This is a genomic window from Sulfuritalea sp. (assembly GCF_017302275.1).
GTDB lineage: Bacteria > Pseudomonadota > Gammaproteobacteria > Burkholderiales > Rhodocyclaceae > Sulfuritalea.
The window spans coordinates 1-24170 of sequence record NZ_JAFLDR010000026.1; the positions used below are offsets into that span (position 1 = coordinate 1).

Consider the following 24170-nt stretch of genomic DNA (forward strand, 5'->3'; position numbering starts at 1 on the left):
GCCACGGCGGCAGCGTGGTCGCGCAGGCGGGGACGGCCTCGCCGCAGCGGTCGGCGAAGCGGCAACCGATGTGGCGCACATCCGCCGCCGGCACGCTGCCCGGTATCGTCGTCAGCCGGCCGCCGCGGCTCCCGGCGTCGGGCAAGGCCGCGAACAGGCGCACCGAGTAAGGATGGGCCGGCCGGGAAAAGAACGCCTCGCGCGATGCCTCCTCGACCAGTTGCCCGGCATACATGACGCCGATGCGGTCGGCCATGCGCGCCACCACGCCGAGGTCGTGCGTGATCAGGAGCAGCGCCATGCCCTGCGTGCGGCGCAGTTCGTCCAGCAGGTCGAGCACCTGCGCCTGTATCGTCACGTCGAGCGCCGTGGTCGGCTCGTCGGCGATCAGGAGGCGCGGCGAACCGGCCAGGGCGCTGGCGATCATCACCCGCTGGCGCAGGCCGCCCGAGAGCTGGAAGGGGAATTCGTCGAGACGGCGTTTCGGGTCGGGGATGCCGACCTGGTCCAGCAGTTCCTCGGCCCGCTCGCGCGCCGCCATGCCGCGCAACGGCGAGTGCAGTTCCAGCGCCTCGATGATCTGGCGCCCGACCGTGAGCACCGGATTGAGGCTGGTCGCCGGCTCCTGGAAGATCATGCCGATGCCGCCGCCGCGCATCTCGCGCATACCCGACTCGGGCAAGGCCAGCAGTTCGCGGCCCTCGAAACTGACGCTGCCGCTGGCGACCTCCGCCGCAGCCGGCAAGAGGCGCATCAGGCCCAGCGCCGTCATCGACTTGCCGCAACCGGATTCGCCGAGCAGCGCATAGCACTCGCCGGCGGCGATGTCGAAGCTGATGCCGTCGACCGGCCGCGCAGCCCCGATATGCACCGACAGGTCGCGTACCGAAATAATGCTCATGGCCTTATCTTCGCGTGAAACACAAGGATCGAGACCCCCCGTGATAAACGCGCGCAGCGCGCTAAACAATAACCCCCCGCGAGGGGGGAAGGGGGGCGGGCGACCAATTGGCTTTTCGCGTGTTCCATCTGCGGCGGATGTCGCTGTGCAGGATGAGCGTCAATACTCATGCCGACGCCCTCGGATCGAAGGCGTCGCGCACGGCGTCGGCGAACAGGTTGGCGGCCAGCACCAGGGCGAACATGAAGCTGAAGGCCGCCGCCAGCGACCACCAGACCATGGGTTCGCGCGCCAGTTCCATGCGAGCCGTGTTGATCATGGTGCCGAAGGAAATCGTGCTCGGATCGACGCCGACGCCGACATAGGACAGCACGGCTTCGGCCAGCACCAGGCCGGAGAAATCCATGACCAGCGCGATCAGCACGATGTGCATCAGGTTGGGCAGGATGTGGCGGCGCATGATGGCGAAGCGCCCCACCCCGAAGGCCTGCGCCGCCTGGACGAATTCCAGTTCGCGCAGCTTCAGCGTCTCGCCGCGCAAGAGGCGCGCAACCCCGGTCCAACTGGTCATGCCGAGGATCAGGCACAGTGCCAGCAGGCGCGCATCGGCACGCTCGGCCGAGGTGGCGAACCATTCCGGGTGGGTGTCGATGATCACCTGCATCATCAGCACCGCCGCCGCGATCAGCAGGACGCCGGGGATGGAACTCAGCGTGGTGTAGAGGTACTGGATCACGTCGTCGACCCAACCGCCGACGTAGCCGGCGAGGATGCCGAGCAGCACGGCCAGCGGCAGCATCACCAGCGTGGTCAGCGTGCCGATCAGGAGGCCGGTGCGGATGCTCTTGAGCGAGAGGTAGAGCACGTCCTGGCCGACCTTGTCGGTGCCGAAGACGTGGTAGCCGCCACCCAGTGAAATGGCGATGCCGAGCAGCAGCAGGATCGGCAGCAGGGTGAGAACCACGGGACGAATCGCCGTCCCGCCGGCGCCGACTTTCAGCATTTCGATCACTTCGACGCCGCGCAGCCGGCACCACGCGGCAACCAGCAGCAGCCAGACGACTAGCCCGCCGGCACAGCCGCGCGAGACGCGCACGGCGATGTCGAATTCGTGGCCGGAGAGATCCTTGCCCAGATGCGCGCCACCGTGCTTCAGGCGCGGAAACTCGCGCTGCGCCGAATCCGCCAGCGCCTCCTTGGAGTAAAGATGCGTCGCCAGCGGCGCCGAATAGGTCTTCTCGCCGCGCGACCGCATGCCCGCCAGCAGGGCATCGAGCGCCGAATGCACCTCCACGGCGTAACGCACCGGCTCGCCCGGTTTGACGTCGAGCCGCGCGCGGTAATGCAGCGAATCGAGCAGGCCGACCACGATGAAGGCGGCCAGCACCGTCGCCGCCGCCATCGCCACGGGGTCGCGCGCGACGCGGCCCCAGGCCGCGCGCAGTGCCTCCTGCCGCCGCGCCCAAAACGCCAGCGCGAAAATCGCCGCGAACAGCACGAACAGCAGCGCGTCCGACCAGAGCAATACGGGCTGGAAGCTCACGCGCCCTCCGCCGGGCCGCCCCAAGGAGGGCGCATTGTTTCAACCGAAAGCCGCGCCAGCGGCTGCACCGTCGTTATCCCCTTCCGTGGGAAGGGGGCTAGGGGGAAGGTCGTCATTGCAGCCTCACCCGCGGATCGGCCAGGGTGTAGGAAATGTCGGTCAGCAGCAGGCCGACGATGTAGAGCACCGAGCCGATGAAGACCATGGAGCGCACCACGGCGAAGTCCTGCGCGTTGATGGCGTCGATGGTGTAGCTGCCCAGGCCCGGGATGCCGAAGAAGGATTCGGTCAGCAGGCTGCCCATGAACAGCGTCGGGATCACCACCACCACGCCGGTCAGGATCGGGATCATGGCGTTGCGCAGCACGTGGCGGAACAGCACCACGCGTTCCGGCAGGCCCTTGGCGCGCGCGGTGCGCACGTAGTCGCGGGTGATCTCTTCGAGGAAGATGGTGCGATACCAGCGAGTTGATGCGCCGATGCCGCCGAAGACGCCGATGATCACCGGCAGGATGAGGAATTTCGCCGCGTCCAGCCCGCCGCCGTAGCCGGATATGGGCGCGAGATGCCAGACCTTGGACACCAGCCACTGGCCGCCGATGATGTAGAACAGGCCGGAAATCGACATCATAGCCACGCACAGCACGACGCCGGCGAAATCCAGCGTCGTGGCGCGGAAGAAGACCAGCAGCAGGGCAAACGAGATCGCCACGAAAAGACCGAGGACGAAGGTCGGCACAGCGATGGCGAGGCTGGGCCCCATGCGCGTGGTGATTTCGCGCGCGATGTCGCGGCCGTCGTCGGCACGGCCGAAATCGCCGACGAACATGCGCACCGACTTGGCGAACAGGATGGTGTCGGTCACCGCCGCGCTGCCCCCGGCCTTGGCGTTCCACAGCAGGGGCTTGTCGTAGCCGCGCTCGGCCTTCCACTTCTCGATCGCCTCGGGCGTCACGCGTTTGACGCCGAGCTGCATGCGCGCCATGTCGTCCGGCGTATTGACCACGAAGAAAAGCGCGAAGGTGAGCAGGTTCACCCCGATCAGGATCGGGATCGCGTAAAGCAGGCGGCGGATGATGTAGGCGAGCATCGAACTAGCGGACGGCGGTCAGGTCGCGGCCCAGCAGCATGGCCAAAAAATCGCGTCGCATCGCGGGTGAGAATTCGTGGCGGCTGACGAACTCCGTCGCCGCGCCGGGACCGCGCCATTGCAGGCCCCAGATCGGCGCGATGACGGTAGGCTGCATCGCGTAGCGCGCGTCGCCGACGAAACCGGGATGCCGGCGGTCGAGCACCAGGAAGCCGTCGGAGAAGGCCCGGAAGCGCTCGATGTCGCCCAGGCGGCGCGCGTCGCCCGCCGCCACCGCCTGCGCCGCGGCCATGTCGAACAGCGGCGCCGATTCTCCCGGGTAGTGGCGCAGCGTCGGCCCGAGGTGGAAGGCATCGACCTGCACCCGGCCGTCATGCACGTACAGCGCGCGCCACAGCAGCAGGTTGGCCATCGACGGCTTGACCGAAAGTTGCGTCGCCTGGTGGCCGCGCGCCTGCACCAGGGCCAGCGCCGCCGCCTCGCCGCGCTGCTGCTGCATGAAACTGAATCCGAAATAGGCCATGCCCAGCGCGAGGCCCCAGGCCACCGCCTTCGATTTCGGATCGCGCAGGAAGAAATACAGCGGCAGCGCCAGCAGCAGCGTGAATACCGGATCGACCACGGCGATCAGGTTCCAAGCCTCTCGCCGCTGCAGCACGGGCAGCCAGAGGTAGGTGCCGTAACTGGTGCAGGCATCGAGCAGCGGATGCGCGAAGTAGGCGACGAAGCTGCAGAGGTAGAGCCGCCAGAAACCCATGCGTCGCCGCAGCAGCGGCCACAGCAACAGCGTCGCTACCAGCGCGCCCACCGGCACGAAGGCCAGCGCATGGGTGAAATGGCGGTGGTAGTCGAGCACCAGCAGCGCGTCGGCGCCGCTCTGGATCAGGGCATCCGCATCGGGCAGCACGCCCGCCGCGGCGCCGGCGATGGCGGCCGTACGCCGTAGCGCCAGCGCCGACTCCTGGCCACGGTGGCGAAGCGAAACGACGCCGCTGGCCAATGCGGCGCCCATGACGGCATGAGTCAGGGTATCCATGCGCGGATGATAGAGCCTCTCAGGTCGAATTTCCGCCGCCATCCGCAGGCGGTTTGCCGGCAAGACGGCCGAGCAGTCCCCTGGCCTTCTGGCGCGCGATGAATGCCTCGTTGCGCGGCCAGGCACCGGTGGTCCAGCGCGCACGGAGGGCGGCACCGGCGCCGCCGACCAGGGCCATCACCAGCAGCAGGACGATGAAAGGCGCGAGGCTGGCGACGACCAGCCATTCCGCGGCCTTCATCCATCGCGCCAGGCGCGGCGGTCCGCCCAGCGCCTTTTGCAGCAATGCGACGGTCGCGTAACAGACGAAAGCATCGACGACGAGGGCGCCGAAGCCGAAAGGTAGGCGGCAGGCCAGCCCGGAAACGTCGGCAGCCCCCGACAGCCAGGGCAGGGAAAAGCTGCCGGCACAGGCGCGCTCGCCGGCGCCGAAGGCGACCCAGTTGCCGATGGCCGCCAGGCCCGCCGCCGCCAGGACACCGAACAGGCCACCAGCCAGCGGCGCCTGCGGGCCGGCGATGAGTGCCGCGCCGCCTGCCGCGAAAATGCCGCCGGCGACGAACCCGATCCAGGGCGGACCGTTGATGTCCTCTTGCCGCAGCGGTCCGACGTCGAAAGCAGCCAGCATCGGCAGGATGCCGGCCGCGATCAGCAGCAGGCCGAGCAGATGCGCGGTGCCAGGCGTCAGTTGCTGCCGGTCCATGATGTCGCCGCTTCGGCGCCGATCGCCTGCGCGCGCCGGGAATGCGTACGCGCCTACTTGAACTTGTAAAAGGCCTGGTTCAGCCAGGCGGCGACGTGTTCCTCGTCTTCCGGGAACCAACTGGCATTGGTCTGCGTGCTGCATACGGCGACACGCTGCCGCAGCGCCGTCGCGCTGTTGATCAGGCGCGGCTTGCGCGTGTACATGCCGGAACCGTCACCGCCCAGCAGCTTGACGTGGCAGGCCACGCACTGCTTGTCGTGCAGCGGTTTGCCCAGTTTCGGGTCACCCGCGGCCTGTGCCGGGAGCGCGATCAGGATGCACAACAGGGATAGCGTGTAACGCATGGCATTGCTCCCGAAATTGCCGCTTGTTCGCCTATTGCAGGTAGCTGATCTCCATCTGCGAATCGAGCCCGGTCACCATGTCGAGGATTTCCTCGGTGAATTCCTCGTCCTCGTCGCTCCAGGTGGCGTCCGGCGCATTCGAGACCGTGACCAGCGGCGTGATGTCAAAATCGACGAAGCGATCGCCGACCTTGAGCACGAAAATGCCGGAGGAATGCTCGACCAGCTCCCAGTCGTCGGGAATTTCCAGTTCCGCATTGAGTTGCAGCGACAGCTTTTTCATTTCGATCTCCGGCACAAGTAACAATACGCGCATCCTAAAGCATCGCGCCGCGACGCGATAGGATAACGAACCAACTTTCGACCGCCGCCGCCATGATCAACCCGCTCCTGCTGCTGGACAACGCTGCCGTGCGCCGCCACCTCTCGCTCGACGCCCTGCTGCCCGCCATCGCGCAGGCCCTGATGGACCTTTCCGCCGGGCGCGTGGTGCAGCCCATGCGCACCGTGCTGGAGCTTGCCGAACCGGGCAGCCTGCTCTTCGTCAAGCCGGCGCGCACCGCGGGCGCGCTGGCGACCAAGCTGATCACCCAGGTGCCGGGCAATCGCGCGCGCGGCCTGCCGACCATGATCGCCACCCTGATCCTTCTCGATCCGGCCACCGGCGTGCCGCTGGCGGTGATGGATGCGACCTGGCTGACCGAACTGCGCACCGCCGCCGTGTCGGCCGTGGCCACGCGCGCCTTGCGCGACGGCAGTCCTAAGCGTCTGGCCATCCTCGGCTCGGGCGCGCTGGCGCGCAGCCACGCGCTGGCGCTGAGCGCCGTCGTGCCGCTGGCCGACATCCGCCTCTGGAGCCCGACCCGCGCCCATGCCGAGCGCTGTGCCGCCGAGATCGGCGGCATTGCCTGCCCCGATGGCGAATCCGCGGTGCGCGACGCCGACCTCGTGGTCACCGTCACCAATTCCAGCACGCCGGTGCTGCGGGGCCGCTGGCTCAAGCCCGGCGCGCTGGTGCACGCGGTGGGCGCGCCACGCCCCACCTGGCGCGAACTGGACGACGAAGCGATGCGCAACTACGTAATCGCCGACCATCGCCGCGCAGCGGACACCGAGTCCGGCGACGTGATCCTTTCTGGCGCAACCGTACAGTGCGAGATCGGCGAGGTCCTCGCCGGCACGGTTCAGGTACCCGCTGGCACGACTGTGATCTTCAAGGCCCTGGGCCAGGCGGTGGAAGATGCCGTGGCGGCGCAACTGGTGTATGCCGCGGCGACCGGCAACGGGGCGCCGGCCAGGGCCTGACGCCCAGCGCTCAATGCGCGCGCCGCGCGCGCTGCCAGGCAACCACTGCCTGGTTGGCGTGGGCGAACATCGGCTCCGAGATTTCGCGCGGCAGGTTCTGGCGCAGGGCCGTGAACAGCGCCGCATTGGTTTCGCGCGCCTGTTCCGTGCTCGCCGCCGCATCGCTCAGGCAGCGCAACTGGATGTGCGCCAGGGTATCCGCCGCCAGGCGCCAGCCCAGCAGCGGCATGCGCTGCACCAGCCCCACCAGCATGCCGCCCAGCGCAGCGAGGATGGGCGCCGCGTCGTCGGCGTCGTCGCAGGCGATCATGGCGTGCCACAACGCCATGTGAATGTTGCGCCGCAGTTCCATCTTGAAATCGACGGCGTCGCACTCGGCCTGCTCGATGGCCGCATGCATGCGCTGGAAGCGGGCGTCCGCGGCCGCGTCGAGGCCGTTGCGCAGGCCGCCGAGCAGGACGCTGACGGCCGGCAGCGCGGCGAGCTCGAACGCCTGCACATAGGCCAGCCCCCACTGGTCGATGCCGCCCACCAGCAGGGCCAGGCGCAGCGCCCGCGCGTCGTCGTCGGCTGCGGCACGCGCCCAGTTTCCGGCGCGCGCACCCAGCTCCAGCAGCGCCGCATGCAGCGCGGCCTCATCGCCTTCCATGCTCAGGCGAAAGATGCGCGTGAAGGCATCCTGCGCCATGCGTGCGGCCAGGCGCTGCACTTCGGGATCGACCAGCGCGGCCAATCCATCATTGGGCGGCGTGAAAGCGCCGCTGGCGTCGGGTGACATGTCGCTAGGATACCGTCCTCGCGTCCCGCGGGGACATAATTGGGGTTCCCAAAACCAAAACCCGCATTATGCAGATCTGGGTCGATGCCGACGCCTGTCCCGGCGTGATCAAGGAAATCCTGTTCCGCGCCGCCACGCGCCATGCGCTGGCCGTCATCCTCGTCGCCAACCAGATGCTGCGCGTGCCACACTCGCCGCACATCCGCGCGGTGCAGGTGCCCAGGGGCTTCGACGTGGCCGACAGCTACATCGTCGAACAGGCGGCGGCCGGCGACCTGGTGATCACCGCCGACATTCCGCTGGCGGCGCTGGTGATCGACAAGCAGGCCTTCGCCATCAATCCGCGCGGCGAGCTGTATAGCGCGGAGAACATCCGCCAGTTGCTGGACATGCGCAATTTCATGGACACCCTGCGCAGCAGCGGCGTCAACACCGGCGGCCCACCCGCCTTCAGCCACGCCGACCGGCAGTATTTCGCCAACCAGCTCGACCGCTTCATCGCGCGGCGACCCAAGCCGGCCTGAAGCGGCAACGATGCGCCGTGTCGCCGGCGCCGACTCTTGATCTGGCACATGGCACGGGGCGAGCGGGGCGAAAACCCCGGCGACTATAATCGCGGCTTCCCCGCCCATTCCCCTCCATGCAACGCTTCCAGCTCCAGGGCGAGTTCATCGAACTCAACGTCCTCCTCAAACTGCTCGCGCTGGCCCCTTCCGGCGGCGCCGCCAAGGCCATGATCGCGGGCGGAACCGTGATGGTGGACGGCGCGGTGGAGACGCGCATCCGGCGCAAGCTGCGCGCCGGGCAGACGGTGCGCATCGGCGAGCAACGCATCGGCATCGCGGCGGCGGCCGCCTCGAGCGGGGGGAAGGCAGACCAATGACCATCCAGTGGTTCCCCGGCCACATGACCTCGGCGCGGCGCAAGGCCGCCGAGACCATGGCGCTGACCGACGTGGTGATCGAGGTCTGCGACGCGCGCCTGCCCGAGGCCAGCAGCAACCCGATGATCCGCGAGTTGCGCCTGCATCGCCAGCGTCCCTGCCTCAAGCTGCTCAACAAGTCCGACCTCGCCGATCCGGCGGCAACCCAAGCCTGGCTCGACCATTACAACAGCCAGCCCGGCGTCAAGGCGGTGGCGATTTCGAGCAAGAGCCCCGCCGAGGCGGCGCGCGTGCCGGGCCTGTGCAAGGGGCTGGCGCCGCATCGCAATGACGGCGTCAAGCCCCTGCGCATGCTTATCATGGGCATCCCCAACGTCGGCAAGTCGACGCTGATGAACGCGCTGCTCAAGCGCCGGGTCGCCGCGGTCGGCGACGAACCGGCCGTGACCAAGTCGCAGATGTGCATCGACCTGGGGCCGACCATGAGCATCACCGACACGCCCGGCCTGATGTGGCCGAAGATCACCCATGACAGCGACGGCTTCATGCTGGCCGCCAGCCACGCCATCGGCCGCAATGCGGTGATCGATTCGGAAGTCGCGACCTTCCTTGCCGACCTGCTGCTGCAACGCTACCCCGCCGCGCTCGGCGCCCGTTACGGGTTTGCAACGACCGGCATGGACGGCATTGGCGTGCTGGAGGCCGTAGCCAGAAAGCGCGGCTGCATCGTCAAGGGCCGTCGCGGCGGCGAACTCGACCTGGAAAAGGCCGCGATGGTGTTGCTCACCGACTACCGAGGCGGCAAGCTCGGCCGCGTCAGCCTGGAGACACCCGAAAGCCGCGCCGCGATGCTGGCGGCCCCGGTGGCGCCGCGAATCCCGGCCGAGTGACAGACTTCGGCGTCGAACGCGACGGGACCAACCAGAACGAAAACGGGAGCCGAAGCCCCCGTTTTCACTGCAACGCAATCCGGTTCAGGAAGCGCGGCCCATGCGGCGACGCGCCACCAAGCCCATCAGGCCGAGCCCGACGAGCAGCATGGCATAGGTCTCGGGTTCCGGAACCGGCGTCGTGACATGCGCCTCGGCATCGTGCGAGAAAGGCGCGAACTTGTTCACGTCGAGTTCCAGTCCCTTGGAGAATTTCTCGTTGTACAGGTCGAAATGCACCGACAGCCCGGGAGTCAGGCCGCTGACGTCGAAATCGAAACGCTTGTAGTACATGGCCGTGCCTGGTGTAGGGCCGGAGCCAGCATCGTCCTGGGTGTTGTACTGGCCCGATTTGTCGGCGGCACTGAATTTGAAGCCGAGTTCCTTGAAGTAGGCGGGGAAGATGCCATGCGGCGACAGGTCGCCCGGATCCCACTCGGCCGCAATCGAATCCAGGGGCGGCGTGCCGTACAACATGTCGCTCGTCGCGTTGATGGTATTGCCATTCACCGTGAGGGACCCGTAATTGCCCCCGGGTTGCGCGATTCCGAGCAGGGCAACCGACAGATAGTAGGTGTCGGTCAGCGACGCGGTGCCCACCAGCCCATAGGCGTACAGCGAGAAGCTGTTGCTTGAAGCCAGGATCGACTGCGTGGAGCCGTCGTAGGTGCCACCCTGAATGTCCAATTGCAACGCCGGAACGGCCCACGCCGACGCGGTCATCCATGCGAGGGACAAGCTCAGGGCGGTGCGCTTCAAGGATGTTCGGAGTGTGGACGTCATTGCTTTCTCCCTTGTTTCGGGATTCCCGAAACCGGGAATCCATGCAAATACCTGTTTGAATATTATCGTCGATACCACGCGCCGGCAATGATCCGTTCGGACCAAGGGCACGGTGGCATGTCCGCGAACTGCCTCCTCTCGGTGCAACCGGACAAGCCTCCCGCGCTGGGATGCATCTCGTTTTGCAGTGCAGCATTCGTCCTCACACCTGCTTCCGCTGCGACAACCCGCCTGACCAACCCGAACTCCCGTGTACGGAGCGGGTTTCTGAAGGGCCGGAGGAAAAAGCCAAGGCATCCGGCATGAAAAAAGTCGTTTACAGCCCCCGGTACAATCAGTATGATTTCGATTGTATTACAGAACTTGGTTCCACTACGCAGAACTATATAAATCGGCGGCCGATCGTCACTGCCGAGCAAACACTCAGAGGAGACTTCAATGAAGAGCCCGTTGTTCAATCGCCTCGCGCTTGCCGCGAGCGTCATGCTGGTCGGCGGCAGTGCCTGTGCCCAGGTCAAGATCGCCTACATCGACCCGCTTTCCGGTCCCTTCGCCAATGTCGGCGAGGCCGGCCTCAAAGGCTTCAAGGAAGCCGCCGAGATCCTGGTGAACCAGAAGGGCGGGATCATGGGCCAGAAGCTGGAATTCACCGGCTTCGACAACAAGGGCAGCCCGCAGGAAACCCAGTTGCAGCTCAAGGCCGCCATCGACCAGGGCTTCCGCTTCGTCACGCTCGGCAATGGCTCCGGCGCCGCGCATTCCCTGATCGACGCGGTGAACAAGTGGAACGCACGCAATCCGGACAAGACCGTGCTGTTCTTCAACTACGCGGCGGTCGACCCGACCCTGACCAACGAGAAGTGCAGCTTCTGGCACTTCCGCTTCGACGCCAACACCGAAATGAAGATGGAAGCGATCAGCAACTTCATGGAGAAGGACAAGACCATCAAGAAGCTCTTCATCATCGGCCAGGACTACGCCCACGGCCACCAGGTGGCGAAATACACCAAGGAAATGCTGGCCGCGAAACGCAAGGACATCAAGATCGTCGGCGAGGACCTGCACCCGATCGGCCGCGTCAAGGATTTCGCGCCCTACATCGCCAAGATCAAGGCTTCCGGCGCCGACACGGTGATGACCGGCAACTGGGGCAACGACCTCTCGCTGCTGATCAAGGCGGCCAAGGATGCCGGCCTCAAGGCGCGCTTCTTCACCTACTACGCGGGCGGCCTCGGCACGCCGCAGGCGATGGGCGCGGCCGGCGAAAACCAGGTCATTCAGCTCACCGAATGGCATATGAACGTGCCGACCAAGAACACCGAAAAATTCGCCCTGGACTTCAACAAGAAGTATCCCGGCGTCTGGTTCTACTACCTGCGGGTCAACAACATGGTGCAGATGGTGGCCCAGGCCATGAACACCGCCAAGTCGACCGACCCCAAGGCCGTCGCCCTGGCGCTGGAAGACATGCGCATGCCGGTCGACACCGGCGAAGTCTGGATGCGCAAGAGCGACCACCAGGCCATGCAGCCGCTGTACATCTCGATCTTCAGCAAGGCCGACGGCAAGACGGTCAAGCATGATTCCGAAGGCACGGGCTACGGCTGGAAGACCCTGGCGACGATCTCCCAGCGCGATTCGCAGCTGCCGACCTCCTGCATCATGGAACGTCCCTGAACCGGGCTCGCCCGGCAGGGTCCTTTGCGGCCCGCCCCTCCCAACCTCCCCCTCGCGGGGGAGGCGATTGAATTGCTCGCTACGCTCGACCATTAGCCCGAGATTACCCGTACTCGGATTGCCCTTCGTCATTCACCGCCTTTGAGGATGCAATGGAGTTCGTCGTCATCTCGCTGCTGAACGGCATCACCTACGGCCTGCTGCTGTTCATGCTGTCCAGCGGCCTGACGCTGATTTTCAGCATGATGGGCATCCTCAATTTCGCGCACGCCAGCTTCTACATGCTGGGCGCCTACTTCGCCTACCAGATCAGCACCTGGGTCGGCTTCTGGCCCGGCCTGCTGGTGGCGCCGCTGCTGGTCGGCGCCGTCGGCGCGCTGGTCGAGCGCTACGGCCTGCGCCGCGCGCACAGGTTCGGCCATGTCGCCGAACTGCTGTTCACCTTCGGCCTCGCCTTCGTCGTCGAAGAAGTGGTGCACCTAGTCTGGGGCAAGGTGGCGGTCGACTACCGGATTCCGGTGGAGCTCGACGGCACGCTGTTCACCCTGTTCGACACCTCCTTTCCGATCTACAAGGGCTTCATGATGCTGATCTCGGTCGGCATGCTGGTCGCCCTCTACGCGCTGCTGACGCGCACCCGCATCGGCCTCATCATCCAGGCCGCGCTGACCAAGCCGGACATGGTCGAAGCGCTGGGCCACAACGTGCCGCGCATCTTCATGCTGGTGTTCGGCGGCGGCACGGCGCTGGCCGGACTGGCCGGCGTCATCGGCGGCAATGCCTTCGTCACCGAACCGGGCATGGCGGCGGCGGTGGGCAGCATCGTTTTCGTCATCGTCGTGGTCGGCGGCCTCGGCTCGCTGGGCGGCGCCTTCGTTGCCTCCCTGCTGATCGGCTGCATCCAGACCTTTTCCGTGGGCCTGTCGATCTCGATCACCGACGTCTTCGCCCTGGTCGGCATTGCCCTGCCCGCAGGCTCGCAGGTGGCGCGCCTGACCATCACTCAGATGGCCCCGGTGCTGCCCTACCTGTTCATGGTGGCGATCCTGATCTTCCGCCCGCGCGGCCTGATGGGGGCGCGGGAGTCATGAGCACCGTGCGACGGGCCGCCCCTGGTGCCAGCAGTTGCCGCCATGGTACGAGCCGGCGCCAGCCAACAGCGCGGAGGCTGCGCCAGCAGCCGAACCCTGGTCACCCTCTCGCTTGGCGAGAGGATCGGGGAGAGTGCTCGTGAGCAGCCGCCTCGTCACACGCAGCCGCCTGCTGCTCTGGGGCGGCTGCCTGGCCCTGGCCCTGGCCCTGCCGCTGATATTCAGGAGCAGCTTCCTGATCTCGCTGCTGTGCCAGATGGGCATCATGGTGGTGTTCTCGCTGTCCTACAACATGCTGCTCGGGCAAACCGGCCTGCTGTCCTTCGGCCACGCCGTGTATTACGGTCTCGGCGCCTTCGCCACGATGCACACGCTCAATGCCCTCGGCAAGGACGGCGGCCCGCTGGTGGTGGCGCTGCTGCCGGCGGTCGGCGCCTGCGCCGGGCTGGCGGGCGGCGTGGTGCTGGGCTACGTCACCACGCGCAAGGCCGGCACCACCTTCGCCATGATCACGCTCGGCATCGGCGAACTGGTGGCGGCCTGCTCGTTGATGTTCCCCGGCGTGTTCGGCGGCGAGGGCGGCGTCTCGGGCAATCGCGTGATCGGCAAGGAGAGCTTTCTAGGCTTCAACTGGGGGCCACAGGTCGAGATGTACGGGCTGATCGTAATGTGGGCCTTCGTGTGCACCGTCGCCATGTTCGCTTTGACGCAAACGCCGCTGGGGCGCATGGCCAATGCCGTGCGCGACAACCCGGAGCGCGCCGAATTCGTCGGCTACGACACCGAGCGCGTGCGCCTGCTGATGGTGATCCTGTCCGGAATGTTCGCGGGCGCCGCCGGCGGCCTCACGGCGCTCAACTACGAAATCGTCACCGCCGAAACGCTCAATGCCCACACCTCGGGCGTGGTGCTGCTGATGACTTTCGTCGGCGGCATCGGCTTCTTCTACGGACCGATCATCGGTGCGATCCTGATCACCGTGATGCAGATCGTGGTCGGCGGCATGACGCACGCGTGGCTGCTTTATTTCGGCCTGTTCTTCCTTTTCATGGTGCTCAAGGCGCCCGGCGGCATCGCCAGCCTGATCGCCGTGCAGCGCAACCTGTGGAACGCCGGCCTGTTCGGCCGCATGCTGCCGCATTACCTGGCCATGATGCTGCCGGTCCTGATCCTGCTGGCCGGACTGGTCGGCGTGGTGGAACTGAGCTATGCCCTGCTCGCCGGTGACGGAGTCGGCGCTGGCGACACGGCTACCCGGGTACTGGGCATGCAGTTGAAACTCGGTACGCCGGCGCCCTGGGTGACGGCTCTGGCGGTGACCGGCGCCGGCATGATCCTGACGCGCTGGATCGGCGGTCGCGCCGGCACGGCATGGAATTCCACGCTGGCGACGCTGCATGGGGACAAGGCATGAGCGCGCCGGCGATCCGCCTGCAAGGGCTGAAAAAGAGTTTCGGCGCCAGCGAGATCATCCGCGGCGTGGACCTCGACATCCATCGCGGTGAACGCCACGCCATCATCGGCCCCAACGGCGCCGGCAAGTCCACGCTGTTCCACCTGATCAGCGCGCGCCTGCCGGTGAGTGCCGGCACGATCGAACTCAAGGGCGCAAACGTGGTCGGCCTCAAGCCCTTCGAGATCACCCGCAAGGGCCTCTCGCGCAGCTTCCAGATCACCAACATCTTCCACAATCTCTCGGTGTTCGAGAACTTGCGCTGCGCCGTGCTGTGGTCGCTGGGCTACCGCTACTCGTTCTGGCAGCGCCTGGCCGGGCTCACAGATGCGCGCCAGCGCGCCGAGGCGGTGATGGAGGACATCGGACTGGGCAAGCGGCGCGACACGCCGGCCGGCATCCTCTCCTACGCCGAGCAGCGCGCGCTGGAGATCGGCATCACCATCGCCAGCGGCGCCGACGTGATCCTGCTCGACGAGCCGACCGCCGGCATGAGCAATTCCGAAACCGAGGAGGCCGTCGCACTCATACGCCGCGTCACCGAGGGCAAGACCCTGGTCATGGTCGAGCACGACATGGGCGTCGTGTTCGGGCTGGCCGACCGCATCTCGGTGCTGGTCTACGGCCAGGTCATCGCCACCGACACGCCGGCCGCGATCCGCTGCAACGCCGCAGTGCAGGAAGCCTACCTCGGTACATCCGTCAGCCATGAGTGAATCGACCCAAGCCATGCTGGAAATCGTCGACCTTCACGGCTACTACGGCAAAAGCCACGTCCTGCATGGCGTGAACCTCCATGTCAATGCCGGCGAGATCGTCTGCCTGCTCGGCCGCAACGGCGTCGGCCGCTCGACCACCGCCAAGGCGGTGATGGGCCAGGTCGTCGCCAAGGGCGCGGTGCGCTTCAAGGGGCGCGACATCCTCGGCATGAAGGCCTACGAAATCGCGCGGCTGGGCATCGGCCTGGTGCCGGAAAACCGCGACATCTTTCCCGACCTCACGGTGCGCCAGAACCTGATGCTGGGCGTCAAGGACCCGCGCGCCGTCGGGCGCTGGAGCATCGACGACATGTATGCGCTGTTCCCCCGCCTCAAGGAACGCGACGGCACACCCGGCGGCGTGCTTTCCGGCGGCGAGCAGCAGATGCTGACCCTGTGCCGGACCATGATGGGTGACCCGGATTTCGTCATGATCGACGAACCGACCGAGGGTCTCGCGCCGAAGATCGTCGCACTGGTCGGCGAGTTCCTGCAGGAAGTGCGCAAACGCGGAATCTCCATCCTGCTGATCGAACAAAAGCTGGCCATCGCGCTGGACATTTCCGAACGCCTCTACCTCATGGGCCACGGCCGCATCGTTTTCGAAGGCACGCCGGCCGATCTGAAGAACAACGAAGCCATCCGCAAGGAATGGCTGGAAGTATGATTTCCACCCCACCGACACATACCACCTGTCAGGAGTCAGCATGAGCAGCGCCAAGTACGAAGTCATCGGCAGCACCGCCGTCATCACACTCGACAATCCCCCGGTCAATGGCCTCGGCTACGACCTGCGCTGCGGCATCGTCGCCGGCATCGACCAGGCCGCGGCCGATCCAGCGGTCAGCGCCGTGGTCATGATCGGCTCGGACCGCGCCTTTTCGGGCGGCGCCGACATCCGCGAGTTCGGCTCGCCCAAGTCCTACGCCGAGCCCAACCTGCTGACCGTGATCCGCATCGTCGAGGCCTGTCCCAAGCCCGTCGTCGCCGCGATCGGCGGCGTCTGCATGGGCGGCGGCCTGGAACTGGCACTGGGCGCGCATTTTCGCGTCGCGGTGGCCGGCGCCTCGATCGCCCTGCCCGAGATCAAGCTGGGCCTGCTGCCGGGGGCCGGCGGCACGCAGCGCATGCCGCGCATCATCGGCGTCGAAGCCGCGCTGAACCTGATCCTCTCCGGCAATCCGGTGCCCTCTGATAAGTTCAAGGGCACGCCGCTGTTCGACGAGTTCATCGACGGCGACCTGAAAGCCGGCGCACTGGCCTTCGCCGCCAAGGTGGTCGCCGAGAAGCGTCCGCTGAAGCGCATCCGCGACATCCGGATCGACATGCCGAACCAGGAGGCCTTCTTCCAGTTCTCGCGCAACATGGTCAAGGGCGTGGCCGGCCCCTTCCCCGCCCCCTTCAAGTGCATCGACGCGGTGCAGACCGCCGTTAGCAAGCCCTTCGACGAAGGCATGAAGATAGAGCGCAGCTACTTCCTCGAACTCATGGGCACGCCGGAATCGCGCGCCCTGCGCCACGCCTTCACCGGCGAGCGCGCCGCCTCGAAAATTCCCGACATCCCCGACGACACGCCGACGCGCAAGATCGCCAAGGTGGGCGTGATCGGCGCCGGCACCATGGGCGGCGGCATCACCATGAACTTCCTCAACGCCGGCATCCCCGTCACCATGCTGGAAATGAAGCAGGAGGCACTCGACAAGGGCATCGCCACGATCCGCAAGAACTACGAGAACAGCATGAAGAAAGGCAAGCTGACCCAGGAAAAGCTGGAGCAGCGCATGGGCCTGCTCAGGGGCACCCTGTCCTATGACGATTTCAAGGATGCCGACCTGATCATCGAGGCGGTGTTCGAGGAAATCGGTGTCAAGGAGGCCGTGTTCAAGCAACTCGACGCCATCGCCAAGCCCGGCGCGATCCTCGCCTCCAACACCTCGACGCTGGACGTGAACAAGATCGCCAATTTCACCAAACGCCCGCAGGATGTGGTCGGCATGCACTTCTTCAGCCCGGCCAACGTGATGAAGCTGCTGGAAGTGGTGCGCGGGGCGGCGACCGCGAAGGACGTCATGGCCACCGTGATGCAGGTGGCGAAAAAGATCAAGAAGACCGCAGTGGTATCGGGTGTTTGCGACGGCTTCATCGGCAACCGCATGATCGAGCACTACGGCCGCGTCGCCGGCTTCCTGCTTGAGGAAGGCGCGACGCCGGCGCAGGTGGACAAGGCGCTGGAGAAGTGGGGCATGGCCATGGGTCCGTTCCGCATGGGCGACCTCGCCGGCAACGACATCGGCTGGGCGATCCGCAAGCGCCGCTATGTCGAGAAGCCCTCGATCCGCTACGCCAAATTCGCCGACAAGCTTTGCGAGCAGGGCCGCTACGGCCAGAAGACGGGCAAAGGCTGGTACCTCTACAAGGCCGGCGACCGCAAGGCGATACCCGATCCGGAAGTCGACCAGATGCTGGAGGATTACCGCAAGGAACTGGGCATCACGCCGCGCAAGATTTCCGACGCCGAAATCGTCCAGCGCTGCATCTTCGCCCTGGTCAATGAAGGCGCGCGCATCCTCGAGGAAGGCATCGCCGCCCGCGCGTCCGACATCGACATGATCTACCTGACCGGCTACGGCTTCCCGCTGCACCGCGGCGGCCCCATGCTCTATGCCGACGAAGTGGGCCTCTACAACGTGGCGCGGACCATGCAGGAGTTCGCCGCCAGTTCCGGCGACAGCTTCTGGGAGCCGGCGCCGCTGATCGCCACGCGCGTCGCCGAAGGCAAGCCCCTTGCGTCGGCCTGAACCCGACGAACCGAATCCTGGAGAATCCCATGACTGATGCCGTTATCGTATCCACCGCCCGCACCGGACTCGCCAAGTCCTGGAAGGGCGCTTTCAACATGACCCACGGTGCCACGCTCGGTGCGCATTCGGTGAAGCATGCCGTGGCCCGCGCCAAGCTGGACCCGGCCGAGGTCGAGGACGTCCTGATGGGCTGCGCCACGCCGGAAGGCGCCTGCGGCAGCAACATCGCGCGCCAGATCGCGCTGGCCGCCGGGCTGCCGGTCACCGTGCCGGGCGCCACGGTCAACCGCTTCTGCTCCTCGGGCCTGCAGACCATCGCCCTGGCCGCTCAGCGCATCATCGCCGGCGAATGCGACATCCTCGTCGCCGGCGGCGTCGAGAGCATTTCCTGCGTGCAGCAGGAAGCCAACCGCCACATGATCACCGACCCCGCCCTGCTCAAGGCCAAGCCGGAGATCTACTGGAACATGCTGCAGACCGCTGAGCAGGTCGCCAAGCGCTACAAGCTCGGCAAGGACCGCCAGGACGAGTACGGCGTGCGCAGCCAGCTCAATGCCGCCGCCGCCCAGGCCGCCGGAAAGTTCAATGACGAGATCGTGCCGATGACGGTGACCATGGGCGTCGCCGACAAGGCCAAGGGTGCGCTGGGCACCCACGAAGTCACCATCGCCGCCGACGAAGGCATCCGCGCCGACACGACGCTGGAAGGCGTCGCCAGGATCCGCTCGGCGATTCCCGGCGGCGTCATCACCGCCGGCAACGCGAGCCAGTTCTCCGACGGTTCCTCGGCCTCCGTGGTGATGAGCGCCAAGGTCGCGGCGCAGAAGGGCCTGACGCCGCTGGGCATCTTCCGCGGCTTCGCCGTCGCCGGCTGCGAGCCCGACGAAATGGGGATCGGCCCGGTGTTCGCCGTGCCAAAACTGCTGAAGAAGGCCGGCCTCACGGTGCAGGACATCGACCTCTGGGAACTTAATGAAGCCTTCGCCGTGCAGGTGCTCTACAGCGCCGACACGCTGGGCATTCCGATGGACCGCCTCAACGTCAACGGCGGCGCGATCGCCGTCGGCCACCCCTACGGCGTTTCCGGCGCGCGCCTGGTCGGCCATGCGCTGATCGAAGGCAAGCGGCGCGGCGCGAAACTCGTGGTCGTCACCATGTGCATCGGCGGCGGCCAGGGTGCGGCCGGTTTGTTCGAGGTTTGCTGAGAGCTCGACGCAGACTCTTTCAACACGGAGAACACGGGGGCACAGAGATCACAGAGGAAGATCAGCTCTTGTATTTCTCCGTGTTCTCTGTGTCTCGGTGTTCTCTGTGTCTAAAGCGGTTAAAGTTTTGAAAGGAATCCAATGAGCGTCAAACAACTCTTCGATTTGACCGGCAAGGTCGCCCTGATCACCGGCGGTTCGCGCGGCCTTGGCCTGCAGATGGCCGAAGCGCTGGGCGAAATGGGGGCGAAGCTCGCCATCACCGCGCGCAAGGCCGACGAACTGGCGGAAGCCAAGGCGCATCTCGAAAAACAGGGCATCGACGTATTGACGGTGGCCAGCGACCTGTCGAAGTTCGACCAGATCCCCGGACTGGTCGATGCCGTACTCGCCCGCTACGGCAAGCTCGACATCCTGGTGAACAACGCCGGCGCGACCTGGGGAGCGAAGGCCGAGGATTACCCCGACGACGCCTGGATGAAGGTGATCAACCTCAACGTCAACGGCATGTTCTTCCTCACCCGCGAAGTCGGCAAGCGCTGTTTCATCCCGCAGAAATCCGGCAAGGTCATCGTCACGGCCTCGATCGCGGGGCTGCGCGGAAACCCACCACAAATGGGCACCATCGCCTACAACGCCAGCAAGGGCGCCGACGTGAACTTCGTGCGCGCCCTGGCCTCGGAATGGGGCCGCCACAACATCAACGTCAACGCCATCTGCCCCGGATTTTTCCCGTCGAAAATGGCCAGTGGCCTGATCGACAAGCTGGGCGAAATGATCATCGCCGGCACGCCGCTGGGTCGCATCGGCGGTTCCGAAGACCTCAAGGGCCTGGTGGTGTTGCTGGCCTCGGAAGCCGGTCGCCACATCAGCGGCCAGGCCATCGCCGTTGACGGCGGATCGAGCTGCTTCTAGTCGGCTACCGGCGCGAATTCGATGCAAACGCAATGGTTTGTCATTCCGGGCTTGACCCGGAATCCAGTAGCGACTGCGCACTGGATTCCGGCTTGCCACCCCGCGCAGCGGAATTCAAGGCATGCAGAGCCGCCGGACTGACGGGAGCCTGTCGATGAGCAGCTCTGCCGACTTCTTCGGCCTCAAGGTACCTTTTCTCAAGCATCTCGGCGTGAAGGCCGAGATGGCCGAGGGCGGCCGCTCGCGCATCTCGCTCGAACTGCGCCCGGAACTGATGAACAGCTTCGAGGTCTCGCACGGCGGCGTCATCATGACCATGCTGGACGTGGCCATGGCGGTTGCCGCGCGCACCGCACACGACCACGTCGGCGGCATCATGACGGTGGACATGTCGCTCAGCTTCATCCGCCCGGCCAAGGGCCGCATCGTCGCCGAAGGCCGCCTGCTGCGCGGCGGCAATTCGCTGCACTTCTGCGAGGGCGAGGCCTTCGACGAATCCGGCGAACTGGTCACCAAGGCCCTGGGCACCTTCAAGCTGCGGCGCGAAACGCGCGGCAAGGCCGGATAGGCAGACAATCGCCGTATCGCCAGCGCCGACTTTCCACAACCCCACAACGGATACCCATCATGGAAAAGAACCAGAGAATCGTCCTCGCCAGGCGCCCCACCGCCTGGGTCGAGGAAAGCAACTTCCGCTTCGAGGACAGCGACATCCCGCAGCCCGGCGACAACCAGGTCCTGGTGAAGAACCACTGGCTCTCGCTCGACCCCTACATGCGCGGCCGCATGTCCGACGTCAAGTCCTATGCCACGCCGGTGCAGATCGGCGAGGTCATGGTCGGCGGCTGTGCCGGCGAAGTAGTGGCGTCGAAGCATCCGAAATTCGCGCCCGGCGACAAGGTGGTCGGCGCCCTGGGCTGGCAGCTTTACGGCGTCGCCGACGGCAACGCGCTGCAGAAGGTCGATGCTTCGATGATCCCGCTCTCCGCCTACCTCGGCTCCGTCGGCATGCCCGGCGTCACCGCCTGGGTCGGACTCAACGACATCTGCGCACCCAAGGAAGGCGAAACCGTGGTGGTCACCGCCGCCTCGGGCGCCGTCGGCAGCGTGGTCGGCCAGCTGGCGAAGCTGAAGGGCGCGCGCGCGGTGGGTATCGCCGGCGGCGCCGAGAAGTGCCGCTACGTGGTCGAGGAACTCGGCTTCGACGCCTGCATCGACTACAAGGCCGGCAACCTCCGTGGCGACCTCAAGACGGCGACGCCCAAGGGCATCGACTGCCTGTTCGAGAACGTCGGCGGCGAAATCTTCGACACCCTGCTCGGGCGCATGAACCCCTTCGCCCGCATCGCCGTCTGCGGCCTCATCGCACAGTACAACTCCGCCCCCTACCCGATGCAGAACATCGGCTCGGTGCTGATCAACCGGATCAGGATGCAGGGTTTCATCGTTTCGGACGACATGAGCCGCTGGCCGCCGGCATTGAAGGAGCTCGGCATGCTGGTCGCCACCGGCAAGCTCAAGTACCGCGAGACCGTGGCCGAAGGACTGGCCGCTGCGCCGACCGCCTTCATCAGCCTGTTGAAGGGCGGCAACTTCGGCAAGCAACTGGTGAAACTCGTCTGACCATGAGCAACGCACACATGGGCACCCGCCCAATCACCGAAAGGGACGGCCTCGATACCGTCCGCCTCGCGGCGTGGATGAAAGCCCACGTTGAGGGCTTTTCCGGCGACCTGCAGGTCGATAAATTCAAGGGCGGCCAATCCAACCCGACCTTCATGCTCAGTGCCGGCGGGCGCAAGTACGTAATGCGCAGGAAACCCCCGGGCAAGCTGCTGCCGAGCGCCCATGCCGTCGACCGCGAATACAAGGTGATCACGGCACTGGCCGTTACCGATGTCCCGGTGGCGAAAACCTGGGCGCTGTGCACCGACGAGAGCATTGTTGGCACCATGTTCTACATCATGGATTGCGTCGACGGCCGCATCATGTGGGACCCCTCGCTACCCGGCATGAGCCCGGTGGAGCGCGCGGCGATCTTCGACGAAATGAACCGCGTCATCGCCGCCCTGCACACGGTCGATTACGCCGCCGTGGGGCTGGCCGACTACGGCAAGCCGGGCAGTTACTTCGCGCGCCAAATCGACCGCTGGAGCAAACAGTACCGCGCCTCGGAAACCGAAAAGATCGAGGCCATGGACAAGCTGATCGAGTGGCTGCCGCGGAACATCCCGGCCGGCGACGAAACCCGCATCGTGCATGGCGACTTCCGCCTCGACAACACGGTGTTCCACCCCACTGAGCCGCGCATGCTGGCGGTGCTCGACTGGGAACTGTCCACCCTGGGCCACCCGCTGGCCGATTTCGCCTACCACTGCATGACCTGGCGTCTCTCGCCCGGGCAGTTCCGTGGCCTGGCGGGCAGCGATCTCGCCGCGCTCGGCATTCCCACGGAAGCCGAGTACGTCGCCGCCTATTGCAGGCGCACCGACCGCGCGCCGATTCCGCCGCGCGACTGGGAGTTCTGCATGGCCTTCAACATGTTCCGCCTGGCCGGCATCCTGCAGGGCATCATGGCCCGCGCGTTGCAGGGCAACGCCTCCAGCGCCGAGGCCATCGAAACCGGCAAGCGCGCCCGCCCGCTCGCCGAAGAAGCCTGGCGCCAGGTCGAGCGCCTGCTCGCCGAACACTGAATTTTTCGAGAAAAGGAAACACCATGGACTTCGATTACTCACCCAAGGTCAAGGAACTGCAGGCCCGCCTCAATGCCTTCATGGACCAGCACATCTATCCCAACGAGAAGGCCTTCCACGCCGAGATCGAGGCCAACCGCGCCAAGGGCAATCCCTGGGTGCCGACGAAGATCATGGAGGACATGAAGGAAAAGGCGCGTGCCGCCGGGCTGTGGAACCTGTTCCTGCCCGAATCGAAATACGGCGCCGGCCTCACCAACCTCGAGTACGCACCGCTGTGCGAGATCATGGGCCGCTCCTCGCATTTCGCGCCGGAAGCCTTCAACTGCGACGCGCCGAACACCGGCAACATGGAAGTGCTGGTGCGTTACGGCACGCCCGCCCATCAGCAGGAATGGCTGGTGCCTTTGCTGGAAGGCAGGATCCGCTCCGCCTTCGCCATGACCGAGCCCGGCGTGGCATCGTCCGATGCCACCAACATCGAGGCGCGGATTGAGCGCGCGGTTGGCAAGGATGGTGACGAATACATCATCAACGGCCGCAAGTGGTGGACCTCGGGCGCGCCCGATCCGCGCTGCAAGATCCTCATCTTCATGGGCAAGACCGATCCGGACAACCCCAGCCGCCACAACCAGCAGTCAATGGTGCTGGTGCCGATGGATACGCCGGGGGTCAAGCTGGTGCGCCCGCTCACCGTCTTCGGTTACGACCATGCGCCGCACGGCCACGGCGAAATGCTGTTCGAGAACGTGCGCGTGCCGGTGTCCAACATCCTGCTCGGCGAAGGCCGCGGTTTCGAGATCGCCCAGGGCCGCCTCGGCCCGGGCCGCATCCACCACTGCATGCGCCTGATCGGCGTCGCCGAACGCGCGCTGGAACTGATGTGCAAGCGCGCGCTGAACCGCGTCGCCTTCCACAAGCCGGTGGCCGACCAGGGCGTGACCCGCGAGCGCATCGCCAATGCCCGCATGCTGATCGACCAGGCGCGCCTGCTGACGCTGAACGCGGCATGGAAGATGGATACCGTCGGCAACAAGATCGCCAAGCAGGAGATCGCCATGATCAAGGTGGTGGCGCCCAACATGGCCTGCCAGGTGATCGACTGGGCCATGCAGGTGCACGGCGGTGCCGGCGTCTGCGACGATTTTCCGCTGGCCGACGCCTACGCCAACTCGCGCACCCTGCGCTTCGCCGACGGCCCGGACGAGGTGCATCGCAATTCCATCGCCAAGCAGGAACTTGGGCGCTATCTGGGCAAGTAGCCACGCAAGGAAACGAC

General features: G+C 66.0%; 25 protein-coding genes. 16 read left to right on the top strand and 9 right to left on the bottom strand.

All coding sequences use genetic code 11. The features are described 5' to 3' along the window. The 7 genes from J0M27_RS14075 to J0M27_RS14105 all read right to left on the bottom strand — a co-directional run. On the bottom strand, nucleotides 1-901 hold a 901-nt coding region (locus tag J0M27_RS14075), incomplete at its 3' end, for an ABC transporter ATP-binding protein (protein WP_294992835.1). 166 nt (nucleotides 902-1067) lie between these two features. After that, on the bottom strand, nucleotides 1068-2444 hold the full coding sequence (locus J0M27_RS14080; protein ID WP_294992837.1) for an ABC transporter permease: 1377 nt from the start codon (nucleotides 2442-2444) through the stop codon (nucleotides 1068-1070). A 112-nt stretch (nucleotides 2445-2556) separates the two neighbouring features. Continuing rightward, a complete protein-coding gene (locus J0M27_RS14085; protein WP_294992840.1) occupies nucleotides 2557-3534 on the bottom strand; it encodes an ABC transporter permease in 978 nt (325 codons plus the stop codon). A 4-nt stretch (nucleotides 3535-3538) separates the two neighbouring features. Further along, nucleotides 3539-4570 carry a metal-dependent hydrolase gene (locus J0M27_RS14090; RefSeq protein WP_294992842.1) on the bottom strand — a complete coding sequence of 344 codons (1032 nt, stop codon included), beginning with the start codon at nucleotides 4568-4570 and terminating at the stop codon, nucleotides 3539-3541. A 19-nt stretch (nucleotides 4571-4589) separates the two neighbouring features. Continuing rightward, on the bottom strand, nucleotides 4590-5273 hold the full coding sequence (locus J0M27_RS14095; protein WP_294992845.1) for a hypothetical protein: 684 nt from the start codon (nucleotides 5271-5273) through the stop codon (nucleotides 4590-4592). Between the two features lie 53 nt (nucleotides 5274-5326). After that, the gene (locus J0M27_RS14100; protein ID WP_294992848.1) at nucleotides 5327-5620 is read right to left on the bottom strand and encodes a cytochrome c; all 294 of its coding nucleotides are present in this window, start codon (nucleotides 5618-5620) and stop codon (nucleotides 5327-5329) included. A gap of 31 nt (nucleotides 5621-5651) precedes the next feature. Further along, nucleotides 5652-5903, bottom strand: coding sequence for a hypothetical protein (locus tag J0M27_RS14105; protein ID WP_294992850.1), 252 nt, complete (start codon nucleotides 5901-5903; stop codon nucleotides 5652-5654). 92 nt (nucleotides 5904-5995) lie between these two features. On the opposite strand from J0M27_RS14105, the gene J0M27_RS14110 reads away from it, so the two are divergent. Then, nucleotides 5996-6925: an ornithine cyclodeaminase family protein gene (locus J0M27_RS14110; protein ID WP_294992853.1), complete on the top strand. Its 930-nt coding sequence runs from the start codon at nucleotides 5996-5998 to the stop codon at nucleotides 6923-6925. A gap of 10 nt (nucleotides 6926-6935) precedes the next feature. On the opposite strand, the gene J0M27_RS14115 is transcribed toward J0M27_RS14110, so the two are convergent. After that, nucleotides 6936-7703: a hypothetical protein gene (locus J0M27_RS14115; protein WP_294992855.1), complete on the bottom strand. Its 768-nt coding sequence runs from the start codon at nucleotides 7701-7703 to the stop codon at nucleotides 6936-6938. Nucleotides 7704-7771: 68 nt separating this feature from the next. Here J0M27_RS14115 and J0M27_RS14120 point away from each other — a divergent pair, with 68 nt between their 5' ends. The 3 genes from J0M27_RS14120 (at nucleotide 7772) to ylqF (ending at nucleotide 9476) form a co-directional block, all read left to right on the top strand. Further along, complete coding sequence (locus J0M27_RS14120) at nucleotides 7772-8227, top strand: YaiI/YqxD family protein (RefSeq protein WP_294992858.1); 456 nt, start codon at nucleotides 7772-7774, stop codon at nucleotides 8225-8227. 116 nt (nucleotides 8228-8343) lie between these two features. After that, entirely contained in the window at nucleotides 8344-8586 is a 243-nt protein-coding gene (locus tag J0M27_RS14125; RefSeq protein ID WP_294992861.1) for an RNA-binding S4 domain-containing protein, read from the top strand. Next, entirely contained in the window at nucleotides 8583-9476 is an 894-nt protein-coding gene (ylqF, locus tag J0M27_RS14130) for a ribosome biogenesis GTPase YlqF (protein ID WP_294992864.1), read from the top strand. The genes J0M27_RS14125 and ylqF overlap by 4 nt, the downstream gene beginning before the upstream one ends. Before the next feature lie 84 nt (nucleotides 9477-9560). Here ylqF and J0M27_RS14135 read toward each other — a convergent pair whose 3' ends face one another. Further along, nucleotides 9561-10274 (bottom strand): choice-of-anchor N protein, encoded by a 714-nt coding sequence (locus tag J0M27_RS14135; RefSeq protein WP_294992866.1) that lies wholly within the window; start codon nucleotides 10272-10274, stop codon nucleotides 9561-9563. Nucleotides 10275-10736: 462 nt separating this feature from the next. Here J0M27_RS14135 and J0M27_RS14140 point away from each other — a divergent pair, with 462 nt between their 5' ends. From J0M27_RS14140 to J0M27_RS14195, 12 genes are all read left to right on the top strand, one after another. Next, entirely contained in the window at nucleotides 10737-11975 is a 1239-nt protein-coding gene (locus J0M27_RS14140) for a branched-chain amino acid ABC transporter substrate-binding protein (RefSeq protein WP_294992869.1), read from the top strand. Nucleotides 11976-12127: 152 nt separating this feature from the next. Further along, on the top strand, nucleotides 12128-13066 hold the full coding sequence (locus J0M27_RS14145; RefSeq protein ID WP_294992872.1) for a branched-chain amino acid ABC transporter permease: 939 nt from the start codon (nucleotides 12128-12130) through the stop codon (nucleotides 13064-13066). 139 nt (nucleotides 13067-13205) lie between these two features. After that, complete coding sequence (locus tag J0M27_RS14150) at nucleotides 13206-14480, top strand: branched-chain amino acid ABC transporter permease (protein WP_294992874.1); 1275 nt, start codon at nucleotides 13206-13208, stop codon at nucleotides 14478-14480. After that, on the top strand, nucleotides 14477-15235 hold the full coding sequence (locus J0M27_RS14155) for an ABC transporter ATP-binding protein (RefSeq protein ID WP_294992877.1): 759 nt from the start codon (nucleotides 14477-14479) through the stop codon (nucleotides 15233-15235). Before J0M27_RS14150 ends, J0M27_RS14155 begins: the two co-directional genes overlap by 4 nt. Further along, nucleotides 15228-15944, top strand: a complete 717-nt coding sequence (locus tag J0M27_RS14160) for an ABC transporter ATP-binding protein (RefSeq protein ID WP_294992880.1) — start codon at nucleotides 15228-15230, stop codon at nucleotides 15942-15944. Before J0M27_RS14155 ends, J0M27_RS14160 begins: the two co-directional genes overlap by 8 nt. A gap of 40 nt (nucleotides 15945-15984) precedes the next feature. Continuing rightward, nucleotides 15985-18075, top strand: coding sequence for a 3-hydroxyacyl-CoA dehydrogenase NAD-binding domain-containing protein (locus J0M27_RS14165; RefSeq protein ID WP_294992883.1), 2091 nt, complete (start codon nucleotides 15985-15987; stop codon nucleotides 18073-18075). A gap of 29 nt (nucleotides 18076-18104) precedes the next feature. Continuing rightward, entirely contained in the window at nucleotides 18105-19283 is a 1179-nt protein-coding gene (locus J0M27_RS14170) for an acetyl-CoA C-acyltransferase (RefSeq protein ID WP_294992886.1), read from the top strand. Nucleotides 19284-19424: 141 nt separating this feature from the next. Continuing rightward, nucleotides 19425-20198: an SDR family oxidoreductase gene (locus J0M27_RS14175; RefSeq protein ID WP_294992889.1), complete on the top strand. Its 774-nt coding sequence runs from the start codon at nucleotides 19425-19427 to the stop codon at nucleotides 20196-20198. Between the two features lie 154 nt (nucleotides 20199-20352). Next, on the top strand, nucleotides 20353-20766 hold the full coding sequence (locus tag J0M27_RS14180; RefSeq protein WP_294992892.1) for a PaaI family thioesterase: 414 nt from the start codon (nucleotides 20353-20355) through the stop codon (nucleotides 20764-20766). A 59-nt stretch (nucleotides 20767-20825) separates the two neighbouring features. Then, nucleotides 20826-21821 carry an NADP-dependent oxidoreductase gene (locus J0M27_RS14185; RefSeq protein WP_294992895.1) on the top strand — a complete coding sequence of 332 codons (996 nt, stop codon included), beginning with the start codon at nucleotides 20826-20828 and terminating at the stop codon, nucleotides 21819-21821. A gap of 2 nt (nucleotides 21822-21823) precedes the next feature. After that, nucleotides 21824-22891 (top strand): phosphotransferase, encoded by a 1068-nt coding sequence (locus J0M27_RS14190; protein ID WP_294992897.1) that lies wholly within the window; start codon nucleotides 21824-21826, stop codon nucleotides 22889-22891. A 23-nt stretch (nucleotides 22892-22914) separates the two neighbouring features. Then, entirely contained in the window at nucleotides 22915-24153 is a 1239-nt protein-coding gene (locus tag J0M27_RS14195; protein WP_294992899.1) for an acyl-CoA dehydrogenase family protein, read from the top strand. Nucleotides 24154-24170 lie beyond the last annotated feature (17 nt).

What these genes read in the sequence shown, in the direction of transcription:
- J0M27_RS14085 (WP_294992840.1), bottom strand. Translation starts at nt 3,534, where the DNA reads ATGCTCGCCTACATCATCCGCCGCCTGCTTTACGCGATCCCGATCCTG.
- J0M27_RS14090 (WP_294992842.1), bottom strand. Translation starts at nt 4,570, where the DNA reads ATGGATACCCTGACTCATGCCGTCATGGGCGCCGCATTGGCCAGCGGC.
- J0M27_RS14095 (WP_294992845.1), bottom strand. Translation starts at nt 5,273, where the DNA reads ATGGACCGGCAGCAACTGACGCCTGGCACCGCGCATCTGCTCGGCCTG.
- J0M27_RS14100 (WP_294992848.1), bottom strand. Translation starts at nt 5,620, where the DNA reads ATGCGTTACACGCTATCCCTGTTGTGCATCCTGATCGCGCTCCCGGCA.
- J0M27_RS14105 (WP_294992850.1), bottom strand. Translation starts at nt 5,903, where the DNA reads ATGAAAAAGCTGTCGCTGCAACTCAATGCGGAACTGGAAATTCCCGAC.
- J0M27_RS14110 (WP_294992853.1), top strand. Translation starts at nt 5,996, where the DNA reads ATGATCAACCCGCTCCTGCTGCTGGACAACGCTGCCGTGCGCCGCCAC.
- J0M27_RS14115 (WP_294992855.1), bottom strand. Translation starts at nt 7,703, where the DNA reads ATGTCACCCGACGCCAGCGGCGCTTTCACGCCGCCCAATGATGGATTG.
- J0M27_RS14120 (WP_294992858.1), top strand. Translation starts at nt 7,772, where the DNA reads ATGCAGATCTGGGTCGATGCCGACGCCTGTCCCGGCGTGATCAAGGAA.
- J0M27_RS14125 (WP_294992861.1), top strand. Translation starts at nt 8,344, where the DNA reads ATGCAACGCTTCCAGCTCCAGGGCGAGTTCATCGAACTCAACGTCCTC.
- ylqF (WP_294992864.1), top strand. Translation starts at nt 8,583, where the DNA reads ATGACCATCCAGTGGTTCCCCGGCCACATGACCTCGGCGCGGCGCAAG.
- J0M27_RS14140 (WP_294992869.1), top strand. Translation starts at nt 10,737, where the DNA reads ATGAAGAGCCCGTTGTTCAATCGCCTCGCGCTTGCCGCGAGCGTCATG.
- J0M27_RS14145 (WP_294992872.1), top strand. Translation starts at nt 12,128, where the DNA reads ATGGAGTTCGTCGTCATCTCGCTGCTGAACGGCATCACCTACGGCCTG.
- J0M27_RS14155 (WP_294992877.1), top strand. Translation starts at nt 14,477, where the DNA reads ATGAGCGCGCCGGCGATCCGCCTGCAAGGGCTGAAAAAGAGTTTCGGC.
- J0M27_RS14160 (WP_294992880.1), top strand. Translation starts at nt 15,228, where the DNA reads ATGAGTGAATCGACCCAAGCCATGCTGGAAATCGTCGACCTTCACGGC.
- J0M27_RS14165 (WP_294992883.1), top strand. Translation starts at nt 15,985, where the DNA reads ATGAGCAGCGCCAAGTACGAAGTCATCGGCAGCACCGCCGTCATCACA.
- J0M27_RS14170 (WP_294992886.1), top strand. Translation starts at nt 18,105, where the DNA reads ATGACTGATGCCGTTATCGTATCCACCGCCCGCACCGGACTCGCCAAG.
- J0M27_RS14175 (WP_294992889.1), top strand. Translation starts at nt 19,425, where the DNA reads ATGAGCGTCAAACAACTCTTCGATTTGACCGGCAAGGTCGCCCTGATC.
- J0M27_RS14180 (WP_294992892.1), top strand. Translation starts at nt 20,353, where the DNA reads ATGAGCAGCTCTGCCGACTTCTTCGGCCTCAAGGTACCTTTTCTCAAG.
- J0M27_RS14185 (WP_294992895.1), top strand. Translation starts at nt 20,826, where the DNA reads ATGGAAAAGAACCAGAGAATCGTCCTCGCCAGGCGCCCCACCGCCTGG.
- J0M27_RS14190 (WP_294992897.1), top strand. Translation starts at nt 21,824, where the DNA reads ATGAGCAACGCACACATGGGCACCCGCCCAATCACCGAAAGGGACGGC.
- J0M27_RS14195 (WP_294992899.1), top strand. Translation starts at nt 22,915, where the DNA reads ATGGACTTCGATTACTCACCCAAGGTCAAGGAACTGCAGGCCCGCCTC.